The 16,604-nt window shown below is 63.0% G+C and carries 16 protein-coding genes and 1 pseudogene; 10 read left to right on the plus strand and 7 right to left on the minus strand.

The window, feature by feature from the left end:
• Window positions 1-31 precede the first annotated feature (31 nt).
• The gene (locus CIK75_RS11135) at window positions 32-1,516 is read right to left on the minus strand and encodes a DNA cytosine methyltransferase (protein ID WP_158225947.1); all 1,485 of its coding nucleotides are present in this window, start codon (window positions 1,514-1,516) and stop codon (window positions 32-34) included.
• Between the two features lie 1,178 nt (window positions 1,517-2,694).
• Here CIK75_RS11135 and CIK75_RS11140 point away from each other — a divergent pair.
• Both CIK75_RS11140 and CIK75_RS11145 read left to right on the plus strand, forming a co-directional pair.
• Window positions 2,695-3,516: an APC family permease gene (locus CIK75_RS11140; RefSeq protein WP_096224265.1), complete on the plus strand. Its 822-nt coding sequence runs from the start codon at window positions 2,695-2,697 to the stop codon at window positions 3,514-3,516.
• Window positions 3,517-3,752: 236 nt separating this feature from the next.
• Window positions 3,753-3,941: a hypothetical protein gene (locus tag CIK75_RS11145; protein ID WP_096224267.1), complete on the plus strand. Its 189-nt coding sequence runs from the start codon at window positions 3,753-3,755 to the stop codon at window positions 3,939-3,941.
• An 83-nt stretch (window positions 3,942-4,024) separates the two neighbouring features.
• Here CIK75_RS11145 and CIK75_RS11150 read toward each other — a convergent pair whose 3' ends face one another.
• Window positions 4,025-4,321, minus strand: a complete 297-nt coding sequence (locus CIK75_RS11150) for a VOC family protein (protein WP_343251900.1) — start codon at window positions 4,319-4,321, stop codon at window positions 4,025-4,027.
• Entirely contained in the window at window positions 4,318-4,758 is a 441-nt protein-coding gene (locus CIK75_RS11155) for a hypothetical protein (RefSeq protein ID WP_096224269.1), read from the minus strand. The genes CIK75_RS11150 and CIK75_RS11155 overlap by 4 nt, the downstream gene beginning before the upstream one ends.
• Window positions 4,759-5,042: 284 nt before the next feature.
• Here CIK75_RS11155 and CIK75_RS16245 point away from each other — a divergent pair, with 284 nt between their 5' ends.
• The gene (locus tag CIK75_RS16245) at window positions 5,043-5,189 is read left to right on the plus strand and encodes a hypothetical protein (protein ID WP_158225948.1); all 147 of its coding nucleotides are present in this window, start codon (window positions 5,043-5,045) and stop codon (window positions 5,187-5,189) included.
• Here the strand turns inward: CIK75_RS16245 and CIK75_RS11165 are convergent.
• On the minus strand, window positions 5,186-6,376 hold the full coding sequence (locus CIK75_RS11165; protein WP_096224272.1) for an ROK family protein: 1,191 nt from the start codon (window positions 6,374-6,376) through the stop codon (window positions 5,186-5,188). The two genes, CIK75_RS16245 and CIK75_RS11165, sit on opposite strands and share 4 nt — an antisense overlap.
• Before the next feature lie 239 nt (window positions 6,377-6,615).
• Here CIK75_RS11165 and CIK75_RS11170 point away from each other — a divergent pair, with 239 nt between their 5' ends.
• The 7 genes from CIK75_RS11170 to CIK75_RS11200 all read left to right on the plus strand — a co-directional run bounded on the left by CIK75_RS11170 (window position 6,616) and on the right by CIK75_RS11200 (window position 14,018).
• A complete protein-coding gene (locus CIK75_RS11170; RefSeq protein WP_096224274.1) occupies window positions 6,616-7,344 on the plus strand; it encodes a sugar phosphate isomerase/epimerase in 729 nt (242 codons plus the stop codon).
• On the plus strand, window positions 7,341-8,447 hold the full coding sequence (locus CIK75_RS11175; RefSeq protein ID WP_096224275.1) for a Gfo/Idh/MocA family oxidoreductase: 1,107 nt from the start codon (window positions 7,341-7,343) through the stop codon (window positions 8,445-8,447). The genes CIK75_RS11170 and CIK75_RS11175 overlap by 4 nt, the downstream gene beginning before the upstream one ends.
• 129 nt (window positions 8,448-8,576) lie before the next feature.
• The gene (locus CIK75_RS11180) at window positions 8,577-9,902 is read left to right on the plus strand and encodes a sugar ABC transporter substrate-binding protein (protein ID WP_096224276.1); all 1,326 of its coding nucleotides are present in this window, start codon (window positions 8,577-8,579) and stop codon (window positions 9,900-9,902) included.
• 44 nt (window positions 9,903-9,946) lie between these two features.
• Window positions 9,947-10,951 carry a sugar ABC transporter permease gene (locus CIK75_RS11185; protein WP_096224277.1) on the plus strand — a complete coding sequence of 335 codons (1,005 nt, stop codon included), beginning with the start codon at window positions 9,947-9,949 and terminating at the stop codon, window positions 10,949-10,951.
• Window positions 10,944-11,783, plus strand: coding sequence for a carbohydrate ABC transporter permease (locus CIK75_RS11190; protein ID WP_096224278.1), 840 nt, complete (start codon window positions 10,944-10,946; stop codon window positions 11,781-11,783). Before CIK75_RS11185 ends, CIK75_RS11190 begins: the two co-directional genes overlap by 8 nt.
• A 32-nt stretch (window positions 11,784-11,815) precedes the next feature.
• The gene (locus CIK75_RS11195) at window positions 11,816-12,937 is read left to right on the plus strand and encodes a Gfo/Idh/MocA family oxidoreductase (protein WP_241895415.1); all 1,122 of its coding nucleotides are present in this window, start codon (window positions 11,816-11,818) and stop codon (window positions 12,935-12,937) included.
• A gap of 52 nt (window positions 12,938-12,989) precedes the next feature.
• Complete coding sequence (locus tag CIK75_RS11200) at window positions 12,990-14,018, plus strand: sugar phosphate isomerase/epimerase family protein (RefSeq protein WP_096224280.1); 1,029 nt, start codon at window positions 12,990-12,992, stop codon at window positions 14,016-14,018.
• A 111-nt stretch (window positions 14,019-14,129) separates the two neighbouring features.
• On the opposite strand, the gene CIK75_RS11205 is transcribed toward CIK75_RS11200, so the two are convergent.
• From CIK75_RS11205 to CIK75_RS11215, 3 genes and pseudogenes are all read right to left on the minus strand, one after another.
• The gene (locus CIK75_RS11205) at window positions 14,130-14,897 is read right to left on the minus strand and encodes a hypothetical protein (protein ID WP_096224281.1); all 768 of its coding nucleotides are present in this window, start codon (window positions 14,895-14,897) and stop codon (window positions 14,130-14,132) included.
• Window positions 14,898-15,223: 326 nt separating this feature from the next.
• A pseudogene (locus tag CIK75_RS11210) lies at window positions 15,224-15,570 on the minus strand (VOC family protein).
• 1 nt (window position 15,571) lies between these two features.
• The gene (locus CIK75_RS11215) at window positions 15,572-16,588 is read right to left on the minus strand and encodes an ornithine cyclodeaminase family protein (RefSeq protein ID WP_158225949.1); all 1,017 of its coding nucleotides are present in this window, start codon (window positions 16,586-16,588) and stop codon (window positions 15,572-15,574) included.
• Window positions 16,589-16,604: the final 16 nt, after the last annotated feature.

The raw sequence follows: 16,604 nt of genomic DNA on the forward strand, positions 1-16,604 counted from the left end.
AAGAGGGTGACCACTGAAGAGTGATCGCACACTACTCAGTTAGGATTTCTGCGATGCGTTTTCCGATATTTCTGGCCAGTAGGGGCGGAACAGCATTGCCCACCTGGGTGAATTGCTGAGTTCTGTTTCCTAGGAAGATGTAGTTGTCTGGGAAAGACTGCAATCGTGCCGCCTCTCGGACAGTGAAGCTTCTCATCTGGCTGGGGTCCGGATGAATGTAGTAGTGTCCATCCTTAGCAATGTGCGAGACGATTGTAGTCGCTGGGGTACCAGCTAACTGGACACGGAATCGATCTTGGAATGGGACGACCTCGTCGGTTATGTTCTTGTGATTCGGCCAGAATTGTTTGTCTAAGTCCCTGACTTTTGGGTTTGCAGACGTTTTGGCTGCCAAAGCGCTCAGCAGACCATACCTAACGAGGTCATCCCCGCGGTGCCCACGCGAATGATGGTTCCAGGTCGGTGAGGAGTCAGTGCTCCTCGCCTTGATGAAATCAAAGTAAGTTGCTTGGGCTCCGTTGACAAAGTTCGACGGTTTGGCGGAGGGCACAGCTGATTCAACAGTGAGGTTTGGCTTTCCTAGGAGTTCGTGTCCGGAAGAACGGGCAATCTGGCTCATAGTCTGCCAAATTTCTCTCCAAAGAACGCCCTCGGGGTCGTTAGCTCGGGAGACTGAAGAACGAAGTTCAGGGAGGCCAACCAGCGCTTGGGAGACGCTTACTTGTTGATCGCTGCGGTCTAGGATCCTAGGCCGCTTCAAGCCACTTCCGCGCAAGACGCCTACGATTATGAGTCGGTGCCGTCGCTGTGGCACGCCGTACCGCTCTGCCTTGATTATAAAATCCTCGGCGTCTAGATCCGTGTTGTCTGAAACCATGGAATATAAGTCGTACTCGAGGTCATCAGCAGGCTGTTCTAAGTCATCACGAATTAAATCGAAGATCCGTTCCCCGCGATTCAAGGAAGACAACAGGCCTTTGACGTTCTCCATGACGAAGACGGTGGGCCTGTGCTGTCGAATAATGTGGAGGTACTCGCGGTACAGGAAGTGCTTGTGATCGTCCTCGAACGAAGCGTCGTGTACACGCCTAGAGCGCCCTGCGAGTGAATATGCTTGACAGGGAGGGCCCCCGATAAGGACCCAGGGCTGCTCGGGGTAAGGACCCAAAGCTGTTCGGATCATAGAATCTGAAGTTTCCCGGGTCGACGGGCTTAGCTCGAAAGCATGGACTTCTGAAGTTGCCGCCACGTAGTTGCGTGCGAACGTTGGGTCATTCATCAACTCCGCCAGGCCGATCTGTTTCTCAGCGAACGCATCGACAGCGGAAAGAGCTCCGTCGGACTCTAATTTAGTCGAGCGAATGGCGCTTCGGAGCCGCAACGTCGCAACTGCTGATTTCTCCATTTCGATAGACGCAACAGTCCTAAAAACCGTGTTGCCAGCCCCGTCGTGGACACTAGAGAATCCTTCGTTTAGCCCACCCGGGCCAGCGAAAACATCGATCACCGGGATCATCTGGCTACTTTCGAGAAGATGTGTATATTGCCTTAACACGGTACCAGGGAAACTGCCTGTCCTTAGCACTCCATGTAGAGACAGATGAAGGGTAGGTGCTTGGAGACCACAGCTCGAGGTACTGGGCATTTGCATCGCAACTATGACCATCTTGGTAGTCCCGGGCGGACGTCGATGTTCCGGATTCGGATGCACTGATTTTCGTGGTGGCATTTTCCTGACATGGACCCATTGGGCCAATGCGCAGCCGGTGACGTTCGACAGTAAATTCAATGGCATTAGTCAGGCTGTTGGTAGCCTAGTCTAGCTGTGATCGCCTTCCGAGCTGCGGCTCCTAGGCTGGCATCGCAGTCGCGTGGTAACTGGGAAACTCAGCCAGCGTATTTCTGTTAAGATCGGCGGCTAGTTCCAGTTTCAGAGTGAAATGCGCGTCAAGCCCTAGGTGGTTCCCTCTGATGTTCGCCGGAACCTTCAGGTCGGCGTCGGGGCTCTGCGCCGGGAATGCTGGGAGCGACTCCTTAGGAGGGGCTGCACTCCTAGGTACTTTGATTCTTAGTTGTGCCGTCACGAGACCAATAGGTTTGCATCGTACTTCATATGCGCAGACACTTTACCTTTTCTGCGGCAGGGGTCGAAGGGGCTTCGCTGCTGGGCTCCCACGAGAGGGGGCAGAGGCGCTGTTTTTGGCGTACAAATGCCATCGTTGTTTGGCTGATAATTCATAGCGAACGATTTCCGCGTCGGATCGTTCTATGTCGAACATGACGCCTATCCGTTTCATCGGGTGTCTCCAAAGGACGCGACAGCACCTTGCTGGAGTCATGTGGGTTCATTCGGGTACCCGGCTATTAACGTCGGGCTGTGCCGGGTTTCTCTAGCCATAGCGTGGTGGGCAGTTCACTGTTCGCACACCGAAAGCAGACGCCATGTCCCCGACAAACCACCCCCAGTAAACAGACTGCGGCGTTTCCCTCGTCTGCGCGCACTTCGGTTGGCAGGGTCGAGAGCTCCCCGATACGGGGCAATCTCGGCACCGCCTCGGTCGTCTTCATCGTCGTCGCCGCGTCACCCCTGGGCGCCATTGGTGGGCCGGTTCCGCTGGGCATCGCGCTAGGCAATGGAACCGGCTTCCCGTTCTCCTATGTCGTGGTCACCGTGGTGCTGCTGCGGTTCTCCATCTGTTTCACCCAGATGACCCGTTTCGTGCCCACTGCCGGGGCCTCTATTCCTACGTCGGCAAGGGGCTGGGCCGCGGAGCCGGCCTCGGTGCGGCGTTCGCTGCGCTGCTGTCATACCTGGCCCTCGAGGCCGGGGTCTTCGGTCTCTTCGGCCCGGCACTGGCGGAACTGGTCTCCTCCTACGGGGGCCCGACGCTTCCCTGGTGGGTGTGGGCCGCTGCTGGTTTCGCCGTCGTCGCGATCCTGGGACATCGCAGCATCCAACTCTCCGGAAAACTGCTGGCGATCCTGCTGCTCGCGGAAGTGGCCATCGTGCTGGTGCTCGACGCCGTCGTCGTCCTCTCCGGAGGAGGTCCTGAAGGCTTCGCCACCGGTATCGTCAGTCCCTCACAGATCTTTTCGGGTGCCCCGGGAACGGGTATCCTCTTCGCCATCCTCAGCTTCGTCGGATTCGAAGCCACGGCGGTCTTCCGGGACGAAGTGCGCGATCCGGAGCTGACCATTCCGCGGGCCACCTACCTCTCCCTGGTGACCATTGGGGTCTTCTACACTGTTTCGAGCTGGCTGCTGATCAGTGCTAACGGGGAAAGCCGTGTCGTCGCCGAAACCACGCAGAACCCGGGCACCATCCGCAACTCGACGACGCAGACCTATCTCGGGGCCGTCGGCACGCATGTGGTGCAGCTGCAATTTGTCACTAGCCTGTTCGCATGCGTACTGGCGTTCCTCAACATCGCTTCCCGCTATCTGTTCCAGATGGGTCGACGCGGGGTGCCGGGTCAGCGGATTGGGATCGCACATCCTCGTTTCCAAGCTCCGTAGAACGCCTCGGCGGCGGCCGCCTGCATCGTGACGGTGCTGGTGGCTGTTGCTGCGGTGCTGCGGTTGGAGCCGATCGCCCAGCTCTGCACCTGGCTCGGGGGATCGCCTCAGCCGGCGCGGTTCTCTTGCTGTCGGCGACTTCCATGGACGTGCTGGCCTTCTTCTGACGCGATGAACGGGGTGGGAGCCGCTTTCGTCGTCGCGCTGCACCATCACTCGGTCTTGCAGGGTTGCCCTTGTTCCTGGGTATCATCCTGTTGAACCTGTCGACGCTGGTGGGCGAGAAGTCCTATGGGCTGTTCTCAATCGGCATCATGGTGTTGCTCGGTGCGGGCCCAGTGGTCGCGCGCAGGCTGCCCCACGTCACTCTCGATGAGGAAACCAGGAATCCCGTGATGATGTGTCCTGGAACCAGCCGGGTCTAGGCCAGCAGCGTGGCGATCTGAATGAGGTTCCCGCAGGTGCAGTCCAACACCGCAGTGGTCACCGGACCCATGGTCAGCGGCTCCTACGTGAGGCGCGCACCCAAGTCCGCTAGGTACTCGGCCTGGACATCGGCGGCGGCGAATTGGGTGAAGGGAATCCCGTCGGCGAACTGGGAATCCTTATGGGGCTGGGCCGCAGCGTGACCGCTGGGTTCGAGCAGCAGTTCGGTGCCCTCTGAATCCTCGAGGGAGACAACCATCAGCCAACGGTCAGTACCCATCGGGATGTCGTTATTCTTCACGAGGCCGGGCACCTCGGCGTAGAACCGCTCGGCCCTCGCCTGGTCGTTGGCGAGCACGCTGGCCAGGTGGACTCTCATGACATGTCCGATCTCTGGCTGGATGAAGTTGTCACTCCGATCGCTCCCGCCTCATGGATGGCCGAGGCCACGGCCAGATCCTGCCAGGGCATGCCCGTGATCTTGAAGATCTTCGGCCGCCCTGCGGGCAGAGCGTGCCCTCCGGCCAACTGGCGCATTGTGACCAAGGCCGACCGATTGGCGATGGCTCCGCTGTCTAGCCCCTCAATGATCTCCCCGGCCTCCCGGGTCGAACTATCCAGTGACTCGAGGACATTGCCGGCACGGGCCAACAGGCCATCGGTGAGCTCACGGTAATCGGGGGAGTGTGATCCGACAGCGATGACCACTGCGTGGTCGAGCACCCGGGCTCCACCGAAGGGCTGTTCCTGCGCACTGGTGCAGGAAACCACGACATCCGACACCGGCAGCGCGTCTGCGGCGTTGCTGGCCCGCATGGTGAAGCCCTGCTGCGCCCCTGCTCGACAATCTCTTTGACGTTGCCCGGGGCCGGCCCGATGATGTGGATCTCGCCGAAGTCCAAGCCCGAGGGCAAGGCCAGCAAATGCTCCCAGGCTTGGATCCGGGTGCCCACGATCGTCAAGGTCAGCGGGCCCTTGTTGGTGACCAGGTGTAGGGCGCCGAAGGCCGAGACCGTAGGGATGCGGATATTCCGTCAGTGTGGCCCGGTCGAGAACTGCCACCGGATTCTGTTGTCTTCCGCCAAGAGGACGTAGGCCCCATGGATTATCGGCAGTTCCTCGAGCAGGTTCCACGGCGTCAACGTCAGGATCTTGGCCCCGACGTACTACCCGAAGATCGAGGGCATCTGCAACATCTCGCCGGTATTCTCGGGCACGACGTCGTTGACGGCTGGATGAGTTGTTAGCTGCCCCTCGTCTCAATTGCCTTCGGAGACAGCGCGAATTCTGAGGCCAAGGCCACCGCGCCCAAGACACCGGCGTGGGAGCCGGAGCTGGACGCGATGATGCGCAGGTGCTTGGTGGCCAGGGGGAGCGAGCGCTGATAGACCACCTCTCGGATGCCAGCCAGCAGGTGCTCACCCACCTGGGCCAATGAGCCGCCGACGACGATGACGGAGGGGTTCAGTAGGCTGACGCAGGTGGCCAACACACTGCCTAGGTCCCGACCGGCCTGACGCACCGCAGCAATGGCGGCGGCATCGCCGTCGCGCACTTGCTGGGCCACGAGTGAGGGGATGTTCTGTCCCGGTTCGGCGGTCAGACCCAACTTCAGGGCGATGGCCGGACCGCTGGCGACGGCCTCCAAGCACCCGACATTCCCGCAGGTACACAGGGTCTCTGGTCCGCCGGGGACCCGCACGTGCCCGAGGTCTCCTGCGGTTCCCTGGGCTCCGCGTTCGAGGTTCCCGCCGGCAATGATGCCGGCGCCGATGCCAGTGGCCACCTTCACGAAAAGGATGTCCTGATCGGTGGGTAGGTTCGCCTTGTGTTCGCCCAGGGCCATGATGTTCACGTCGTTATCCACCAGTACCGGGACGTCGTAGTCCTGGTGCAGCCTCGCGGGCAGATCGTAGCCATCCCAGCCCGGCATGATCGGTGGGCTGACCGGGCGGCCCGTCTGGAACTCCACCGGTCCGGGGAGTCCCACGCCGATGGCCGCAAGCTCGCTGGTCGTGCATCCCGCCTCGGCAAGTAGCCGCCCGATGGTCTGGGCCAGCCAACCCACGACGGCTTCGGGGCCGTTGGAGATGGGCAGCATTTCCCAGAATTCGGCCTTGACTTCCCCCGCGAGGTTGGCCAGCACGGCGCGGGCGTGGCTGGCCCCCAGGTCAGCGCCGATGACGACGCGGGCGTCGGGGTTGAGTGCGAAGAGCGACGGTGGGCGACCGCCAGTAGAGGTGGAATCGCCGACCGGGGCGACGTAGCCGAGCTGCAGGAGGGTGTCCACGCGGGACGCCACGGTGGATCGAGCCATTCCGGTGACCTGCGCCAACTCGGCGCGGGTCCGGGGGCGTCCGTCGCGTAGCAACTGCAGGAATTCGCCGGCCTTGGCCAGGTCGGCCGTGCCGTTCTCCGCCGTGTCGATTGGCATGGTCCCTCTTCTCGTACGTCGTCGGTTGCTTGCAGCGATCATGCCAGTAGATTCGCCATTCCCCGTCTTGGGGAGGGGGAGTGGCCGAGAATCACCTTATGAGTATATGTCTACATCTTTTGCTTGACGTTCGTCAAAAGTAATCGTACGCTCAATCCAACGTTGATGTGATCGCCATCACGACAACGGTCGCATTAGCAGTAGTCCCGATAGTCCGCGCAGCACCGAGGAGCCCTTTCATGACACCGTCCGTCCAGCTCTACACGGTCCGCGGCCATTTGGCCGAGGACCTTCCCGGAACGCTTGAAGCGATGGCCGGCATCGGCTTCACTCAGGTCGAGCCCTACGCGTTCGTCGAACGGGCCGCCGAATACGCCGAGCACCTGCCCCGTCTCGGGCTCTCCGCTCCGACGGCACATGTTAAGCTCATCGACGCCGACCTGGACGCCGTCTTCGCCGCAGCGAAGCAACTGGGCATCTCCACCATCATTGACCCGCATATCGAGGAGTCCCGCTGGACCAATCGCGAATCCGTTGCCGGCATTGCCCGTGAGCTGAAGGGCATCGCTGCGAAGGCCGCCGACCACGGGCTGGCCATCGGCTACCACAACCACGCCTTCGAACTCGAGAACCGCATCGACGGAACCGCAGCCCTGGAGGTCTTCGCCGAGGAGGTGGGCGACGCCGTCGTGTTGGAGGTGGACACCTACTGGGCAGAAGTCGGCGGCGAAAGCGCCCCGGCGCTGCTGGGCCGCTTGGGCGACCGGGTCAAAGCCCTCCATGTGAAGGACGGACCCAAGACCAAGAACGACAAGGAACAGGTCGCCGTCGGCGCCGGCTCCATGCCGATCGCCGAGATCCTCGCCGCCGCACCCCAAGCACTCCGCGTCATTGAACTCGACGACTTCAACGGCGACGTCCTGCAAGCCGTCACCGATTCCTACAACTTCCTGGCAGGCACCAAATGAACACCACCACCACGGGCGTCGGCATCGTCGGCGCAGGAACCATCAGCGACCAGTACCTGGAGAACCTGACCCGCTTCCCCGACCTGAAGGTCCTGTTCATCGCCGACCTCGACGAGGAACGCGCCGCCAGCCAGGCAGCCAAATGGGGAGTCCCGAACTCGGGCTCCTATCAGGCACTCTTGGAGAACGCCGACGTGGAGATCGTGGTCAACCTGACCATCCCGGCAGTACACGTGGAGGTCGCCCTCCAAGCGGTCCGTGCCGGCAAACACGTCTGGGGAGAGAAGCCCTACGCCCTGGACCGCGAATCAGGACGCGAACTCATGGACGCCGCCCACCAGGCCGGAGTCCGCGTCGCCGTCGCCCCGGATACGTTCCTCGGTGCCGGCCTGCAAACCGCACTGCGCGAGGTCCGCGCCGGGTCCATCGGCCAGCCACTGACCGGGCTGACGCTCTTCCAGGTCCCCGGCCCCGAATCCTGGCACCCCAGCCCCGAATTCCTCTTCGCGCAGGGCGCCGGCCCCATGTTCGACGTCGGCCCCTACTACCTGACCACGCTGGTCCAGGTCTTCGGCCCGGTCCGCCGGGTCGCCGCCACCGCCTCCCAGGCCCGCCCCACCCGCACCATCGGCTCGGGACCGAAGGCAGGCACCGAATTCCCCGTCGAGGTGCCCACCCACATTTCCGCGTTGATCGAATTCGAATCCGGGGCGAGCGCACAATCGGTGTTCAGCTTCGACTCGAAACTCCCACGGGCAGGGTTCGTCGAGATCGCCGGCACCGAGGGCACCGCAGTGTTCCCCGACCCCAATATGTTCGACGGCGCCACCACCCTCCACACCGGTGAGGACGATTCGCGGGTCATCGAGGCCGAAGGTTCGCTGTTCACCCGGGGGACCGGCGTCGCCGAAATAGCCCAGGCCCTGCGCGAAGGGCGCCCCGAACGGGTTCCCGGCGCGCTGGCCTTCCACGTCCTGGACATCATGGTCTCCATTTCCGAAGCCGCCGGCACCGGCCAATTCGTCGATGTGACCAGCACGGTCGAGGCCTCCGAACCGCTGGATGCCGACTGGGACCCGTCGAAGGCCAGCAGCTCCGTCTGATCAAACACACCGGGCCAACCCCGGCGCATCCCTCCGTATCCACCCCAGCAACAGGCCACCTAGCCACCGCTTGCCCTGCACCTCACCGCACCCGGGCTCCGCCCGATGAGAAGAAAACGAGAAACCACCATGAAAACGACCAAGAAATGGGCAGCCGCCCTCTCCATTGGAACCCTTGTCCTGGGCCTCTCGGCCTGCGGAAACTCGGCCTCGAATGATGTCGGTGACGCCCAGGCTGGCGGAACCATCACCTACTGGGCCTCCAACCAGGGCACCTCGGTCACCGACGACGAGCGGGTGCTAAAGGAATCCATCGACCGCTACACCGAGGAGACCGGCACCAAGGTCGAGCTCGAGGTCATCCCGTGGAGCGACCTCTACAACCGCATCCTCACCGCCGTCTCCTCAGGCGATGGCCCCGACGTGCTGAACATCGGCAACACCTGGGCCGTCTCCCTGCAGGCCTCCGGTGCCTTCATGCCCTGGGAGGGCGATCCGCTGGAGAAGATCGGCGGGCAGGACCGCTTCGTCCAAACCAGCTGGGCCACCGGTGGAGCCGAGGGCAAGGCGCCGACCTCCGTCCCGCTCTACGGGCTGAGCTACTCGATGTACTACAACACCAAGATGTTCAAGGAGGCCGGCATCGAGAGCCCGCCGGCCACCTGGGATGATTTCGTCGCCGACGCCAAGAAGCTGACCAAGGACACCAACGACGACGGCAAAACCGATCAGTGGGGCGTGTCCCTGGCCGGAGCCTCGGTCACCAATAACGCCCACGCCGCCTTCATCCGCGGGCTGCAGAACGGCGGATCCCTGTACGACGCCGACGGCAAGCCACAGTTCGCCACCGACGGAGTCGTCAAGGGCGTGAACCAGTGGGTCCAGCTGATGGGCTCCGACGGCGTGGTCAACCCCTCCATGGCCGAGGCTCAGAACGGCTCGGATATGGTCGAGGACTTCGCGGCGGGAAAGTCGGCCATGTTCTTCGATCAGGCCCCCGGCAAGACCCTGAACGCCCGGGACATGAAGGACTATCAGGCAGCGCCGGTTCCGATGATGACCGCCGATGCGACCGGCCTGGAGGGTACGCAGAGCCACGTCGCCGGGATCAACGTCTCGGTCTTCGACAACTCGGATAACAAGGCGGCGGCCGTCGATTTCGTGAAGCACCTGACCAGCGACGATGAGCAGATCTACCTGAATAAGGAATACACCGCGCTGCCGGTGGTCACCGCCGCCTACGACGATGAGGCCTTCCAATCAGACGAGATCACGCTGAAGAAGGACATCCTGGCCAACCATGCCCAGCCGATGCCCCTCTACCCCTCAGAAAGCCAGATGGAGACCCTGGTCGGCACCGCGGTGAAGAACCTCTTCGCCAAGATCGCCCAGGGCGAGAAGGTCAGTGAAGCGGACGTGAAGAAGGCGCTGGACAACGCGAATTCGCAGATGTAACCGTCTCCGCCCACCCCTCGTCGAATCCGCTGAAAGGACTGACCATGGGCCCCACCCTCGAAGCCGGCAAACGCCGTCGGGCCGCATCGGATCCGGGCACCCCCACCGCGGGGCGCCCGGCCCCGGCCGCAACGCCCCGCAAACGCAAGAAGGACCTGTTCCCGTATCTGCTCGTCGCCCCGGCGAGCATCATGGAACTGCTGATCCACATCATCCCCATGGCCCTCGGGGTCTGGATTGCGTTCATCGCGCTGACCCAGTTGAGCATCGCGAACTGGGTGCAGGCGAAGTTCATCGGATTCCAGAACTTCGTCGACGGGCTCAACCCCGCCGGTCCGATCGGCAGCCAGTTCTACGACGCCCTCGGCCGCACGGTGCTGTTCACCATCATCGTGGTGGGCCTGGCCTGGAGCATCGGGATGTTCGCCGCGGTCCTGCTCTCCTCGAGCTTCCGGGGCCGCGGCTTCCTGCGGACCCTGTTCCTGGTCCCATACGCGTTGCCCAGCTATGTGGGCACCATCGCCTGGGCGTTCATGTTCAACCAGCGCGACGGCGTCATCAACCGTTTGCTGGTCGATGACCTGGGGATCCTGGACCACCGGCCGTTTTGGCTACTGGGTTCCAACGCCTTCTGGGTCATGGTGATCGTGACGGTCTGGCAGTTCTGGCCCTTCGCGTTCCTGATGCTGCTCGCCGCCCTGCAGAACATCCCCGGCGACGTTTATGAGGCCGCAGCGCTGGACGGGGCGAGCCTGTGGAAGCAGTTCACCAACATCACCCTGCCGATGATCCGCCACGCGAACACGGTGTTGCTGCTGATCCTCTCGCTGTGGATCTTCAACCAGTTCAACGTCCCCTACGTGCTGTTCGGGCCGGCCTCCCCACCGGAGGCAACACTGATCTCCCCGCTGATCTACCAGCAGTCCTTCAGCAACTGGAACTTCGGCGTCGGTGGGGCCATGAGCGTCCTGCTGCTCATCGTGCTGCTGATCGCCTCCGCCTTCTACATCCGACTCGTCATGCCGAAGGGAAAGAGCACCGATGCTTGAAACCCGTGGATTCCGGATCCTGCGCACCTTCGGGCTGCTCGGGCTCTCCGCGATCGTGATCCTGCCGCTGTATGTCGTGCTGATCACCAGCGTGAAACCGCTCGAGGATGTGCGCGGGCTCTTCACCTGGTGGCCCAGCACCATCACCCTGCAGCCCTATCTGGACATCTGGACGACCGTCCCGCTGGCCGACTACTTCGTCAACAGCCTCATCGTCACCGTCAGCGCCACCTTCTTCTCGGTCGTGCTGGCCATCATGGCCGCCTATGCCATCTCCCGTTTCGAATTCAAGGGGGCCCGCACGTTTTCCCTGGTGGTCCTGTCCACCCAGATGTTCCCGGGCATCCTGTTCCTGCTGCCGCTGTTTCTGATCTTCACCCAGATCGAACGGACGGTGGGGCTGCAGCTTTCGGGCAGCTACCTGGGCCTGATCCTGACCTATCTGACGTTCTCGCTGCCCTTCGCGATCTGGATGCTCACCGGCTTCTTCGCCTCCATCCCGCGGGCACTGGAGGAGGCGGCGATGATCGACGGCACCGGACGGCTCGGCGCGCTGATCCGGGTGGTCCTGCCGGTCGCGAGGCCCGGCATCGTCGCGGTATCGGTGTACTGCTTCATCACCGCCTGGGGCGAGGTGCTCTTCGCCTCGGTGCTCACGAACTCCTCCACCCGCACCCTGGCGATCGGGCTGCGCTCCTACGCCTCGCAGAACGACGTGTACTGGAACCAGCTGATGGCCGCCTCGGTGGTCGTCTCGCTGCCGGTCCTCATCGGCTTCATGCTCGTGCAGCGCCACCTCATCGCCGGGCTGTCCTCCGGCTCCGTCAAATGACCACGACCCGACCATCTGCGCAGGAGACACCCGTGAGCACCACATCCACAGCACCGCTGAAAGTCGGGATCGTCGGCGGCGGCTTCATGGCCAGCACCCATGCCCGCGCCGCGCGGGCCGCCGGCGCCGAGATCGTCACCCTGATGTCCTCGGACCCCGACCGCTCCTCGGAAGCGGCCGCCAAACTGGGAATCCCACACGCATCGTCCTCCATCGAGGAGCTCCTGGACCGGGTCGACGTCGTCCATGTCTGCTCCCCGAATGCCGTGCATGCGGCCCAGGCACGGGCGGCCCTGAACGCGGGCAAACACGTGGTCTGCGAAAAACCGCTGGCCACCGGCCGGGAGGAAGCCGGGGAGCTGTCCGAGCTCGCGGCCCGCACCGGGCTGACCGCCACGGTCCCGTTCGTCTACCGCTTCCACCCCATGGCCCGGCAAGCCAGGCACCAGGCAGCCGATGATGGGATCGGGCGTTTGCTCACCGTGCGGGGAAACTACCTGCAGGATTGGATGCTCTGCGACCAGGAAACCAATTGGCGGGTGGACCCCGTTTCCGGGGGACCCTCCAGGGCCTTCGGCGATATCGGTTCCCATCTGGTGGACCTGCTGGAATTCGTCTCGGGCGAACGCATTGCCCGGGTCAACGCCCGGCTGGGGATCGCCCACCCCACCCGTGGGGGAGAGGTGGTGGAAACAGAGGACTCGGCCGTGTGCATCGTGGAGATGGCCGGCGGCGCCATCGGCAGCCTCATGGTCTCCCAGGTCGACGCCGGCCGGAAAAATGCCCTGATGCTCGAAATTGCCGGAACCCGGGGCTCCGTGGTCTTCGATCAGGAGCACCCCGACGAACTCTGGCTCGGCGGCCGGGCCGGTTCCACCATCCTGGCCCGCGACGCCCCGCAACTGGTCCCCGATGCCCAGCGACTCTCCACCGTTCCTGCAGGGCACCCCATGGGTTACCGTGAAGCCTTCGCGGCCTTCATCGCCGATACCTACGATCACATCGGCGGCGGATCGCCCGCCGGGATGCCGACCTTCGCCGACGGGTTGCGGGCCAGCATCATCACCGACGCGGTACTGGCCTCCGCGGCCACGGGTCAGTGGGTGGACGTCTCCTCGGTCACCGATCACCCGGCCGTGCAACATAGCCTGTGAGCCCCTGATCTTGAACTCCACCCCTTCACCCCCGCACCCACAGGAGGAACCGATGACCGTGACACCGCAGCCCCCAACGCAGCAACCCGTCACCCTGTTTACCGGCCAATGGGCCGATATGCCCTTCGAGGAGCTGGCCGGACGGGCCGCGGACTGGGGGTACGACGGCCTGGAGATCGCCGCCTCCGGAGATCACCTGGATCTGCAGCGCGCCGATGAGGACGACGCCTATCTGGCCTCGCGGCTCGAGATCCTGGACCGTCACGGTCTCAAGGTCTGGGCCATCTCCAACCACCTGGGTGGGCAGGCCGTCTGCGATGACCCGATCGACTTCCGCCACCAGGGGATCCTGCGCCCCTATATCTGGGGCGACGGCGAGGCCGAAGGCGTGCGCCGACGCGCCGCCGAGGATATGAAGCGCTCGGCCCGGGTGGCCGGCAAACTCGGCGCCGATACCGTCGTGGGCTTCACCGGATCGAAGATCTGGCAATACGTGGCCATGTTCCCTCCCGTCCCCGGCGAGGTGATCGACGCCGGCTACCAGGACTTCGCCGACCGTTGGAACCCCATCATGGACGTGTTCGACGACGAAGGGGTCAAGTTCGCGTTGGAGGTCCACCCCTCCGAAATCGCCTACGACTACTGGACCACCGTGCGCACCCTGGAGGCCATCGGACACCGCGAATCCTTCGGACTGAACTGGGACCCCAGCCACATGTTCTGGCAGGGCATCGATACGGTCGGGTTCATCAGCGACTTCGCCGACCGGATCTACCACGTGGACTGCAAGGACACCCGCCTGCGCCCGCCGATGGGCCGCAACGGGATCCTGGGCTCCCATCTGCCCTGGGGCGATCCCCGCAGGCGCTGGGACTTCGTCTCCACCGGCCACGGTGACATCCCCTGGGAGGACGCCTTCCGAGCACTGGCCCATATCGGCTACGACGGCCCGATCTCGGTGGAATGGGAGGACGCGGGGATGGACCGCCTGCACGGTGCCGCCGAAGCAGTCGGCAAAATTCGCGAACTGCTGTGGAAGCGGCCGGAGGCGTCCTTCGACGCTGCGTTCTCGAACCAGTAGGCCGCTGATCGTGGAAGGTGTGGTTTCATCGCTCGGGCTCGAGAAGCGGAGCAGTAATCACTCGTGCGCTGAGAAGAATGACGTGACGTTTGATGCACTCTGTACTGGTGATCATGACGGGCGGCGGCGGGTAGCTTGAACTTCGATGCCGGCCCATTCGTAGATGGCGATGTGGATGTCTATGGCGGTCTGAACAAAGTCGCCAGCTCCACGACCGTCGACGCGAACGGCTTTGCTTTTTACTTGGCCTTCTAACCGGCGGATTTGGCGGGTCAGATCGATCTGTTCTTGCGGCGCTTTTAAGCGCTTCAGGATCTCGTCGGCGGAAGCAAGCGGCCAACTGCTTCCACTGATCTTGTCGGCACCCAACCGATGCTGTCCCAAATAGCGCACACCGAGGCGCAGATCGCTGTAGGCCGTCCGGACGAGTTCCGCGCTGACCGCTGGAGATCTTGTATTATCTTGCCGTTTCGTGTTGAGCAGTTTCTGGTAGATCTGGTCACCGAGAAATTGCAGCAGCTGCTGTTCGGATTTCTCATCAGCTTCGCTTTGCGCTGCGTTCTGCCGAGCTTTTCGTTGCGTGAAGCTCGGATATTGAGTTTGGGCGACCGCAGCGCCGGCGACATCGTCCTTGGGGGTATTGCCCGGATCAGCCGAGCCCTCGACTCCTCCGAGGCCCTCGAGAGCATCCTGCCGAAGCGATTCTGAAAGTTGGTTGCCAGATCTTGTTGCCTTATTCCCCATGATCTCGAGCTGGGTGATTTCGTCGATGAATCGTCCGATGGGGCTGCGGAAAAGCCACATGGCGAGTAGGAATGCCGCTGGCCAAGCAGCGGTTCCCAGGAAGACGAGAACTGGGCTGTACCAATCCGCGGGCATGTTTTCCTCCCCATTTGGCCGCCGCCAGACTCAGGGAACGATATCCCTAGTATACGTGACAGCCACAGGGACAATCTATCCGAGAATCCGTGGTGTGGCTGGCTTCGCGGGGGAAAGATTCTGGAGAACGTTGAGGTTCCCATACGTGAAGAACCCGACCAAGACCGCGCTGCATGAAACTCGATGCTCTTGTTATATCGCTGGAGTAGCTCGCAGCAGCCGCTACGAAGCAGAATGGGCTGGAAAAAATGGGGACGAGTTCGCAAGACGTCGGCGTTAGACAGACATCGCCGTCGTCCTTTATGCCACGTGCTGTACCTGCGGGGTTACTCAGGCAGCGTGGCGATCTGGATGAGGTTCCCGCAGGTGTCGTCCAACACCGCGGTAGTCACCGGCCCCATGGTCATTGGTCCTGGGTGAAGCGCACCCCGAGGGAGCGGAGGCGCTCGTATTCGGCTTGGACATCCGCGACGGCGAACTGGGTGAACGGGATCCCGTCGGCGACCAAGGCCTCCTTGAATGGTTTGGCGGCGGGATGACCGCTGGGCTCCAGACGCAGCTCCGCGCCTTCGGTACCCACCGCTAGGTCGTTCTTCTTCACGAAGCCGAGCACCTCGGTTGAGAACCGCTCAGCCTTCGCTTGGTCGTCGACGAACACTCTGGTCAGGGGAATCTCATGTCCTGTCAGTTCTCTGGGTGGACGACAGTTTCACTTTGGCTGCTGCCCCCTCATAGATCGCCGAGGCCACGGCCAGGTCCTGCCAGGGCATGCCCGTGGTCTTGAAGATTTTCGGTTGGCCTTCGGGCAGCGTGTGCCCTTCGGCCAGCTGGCGCATGGTGACCAAGCTTGACCGGTCGGAGATGGCCCCACTGTCGAGGCCTTGGATGATCTCCCCGGCCTCCCGGGTCGAACTATCCAGTGACTCGACGGCAATGCCGGACCGGGCCAACAGGCCGTCGTCGAGCTCCCTGCGTTCGGGGGAGTGGGACCCCACCGCGACGACCACGGCGTGGTCAGCCACCAACGCGCCGTCGAACGGCGGTTCCTTGGCGCTGGTGCAGGAGACCACCACATCCGAGACCGGCAGCGCGTCGGCTGCGTCGCTGGCCTGGACGCTGAAACCCCGGCTGCACCCCTGCTCGACAAGCTCCTTGACGTTGCCCGGGTCCCGGCCGACGATGTGGATCTCGCCGATGTCCAGCACCGAGGTCAAGGCCAGCACATGCTCCCAGGCCTGGACCCCAGTGCCCACGATCGTCAACGTCAGCGGACCTGTCTTGGTGACCAGATGTAGTGCGCCGAAGGCCGAGACCGCGGGGGTGCGGATATTCGTCAGCGTGGCACCGTCAAGGACGGCCACCGGATTCTGTTGTCTTCCGGCAAAGAGGACGTAGACCCCCTGGATCATCGGCAGCTCTTCGACCACGTTCCCCGGCGTCAACGTCAGGATCTTGGTCCCCACGTAGTCCCCGAAGGTCGAGGGCATCTGCAGCATCTCCCCGGTATCCGTGGCCACCCGCGTCCGCGGAGCATCGTGTTCCGGGTCGAAACCGGCCAGCAGCGTCTCCTTCATGGCGTCAACAGCCTGCCGGGTGTTCACCAGTTCCCGGCACCGTTCGGGGCCGAAGAGATCCGGTGTTGCCGTGGGCAGGAAGTCCTGGGCGAGGTCGAGTCCGTCACTACCAGTCATGGGTGTTCTCCTTCTG

Source organism: Glutamicibacter sp. BW78 (assembly GCF_002332245.1).
Lineage (GTDB): Bacteria > Actinomycetota > Actinomycetes > Actinomycetales > Micrococcaceae > Arthrobacter_H > Arthrobacter_H rhombi_A.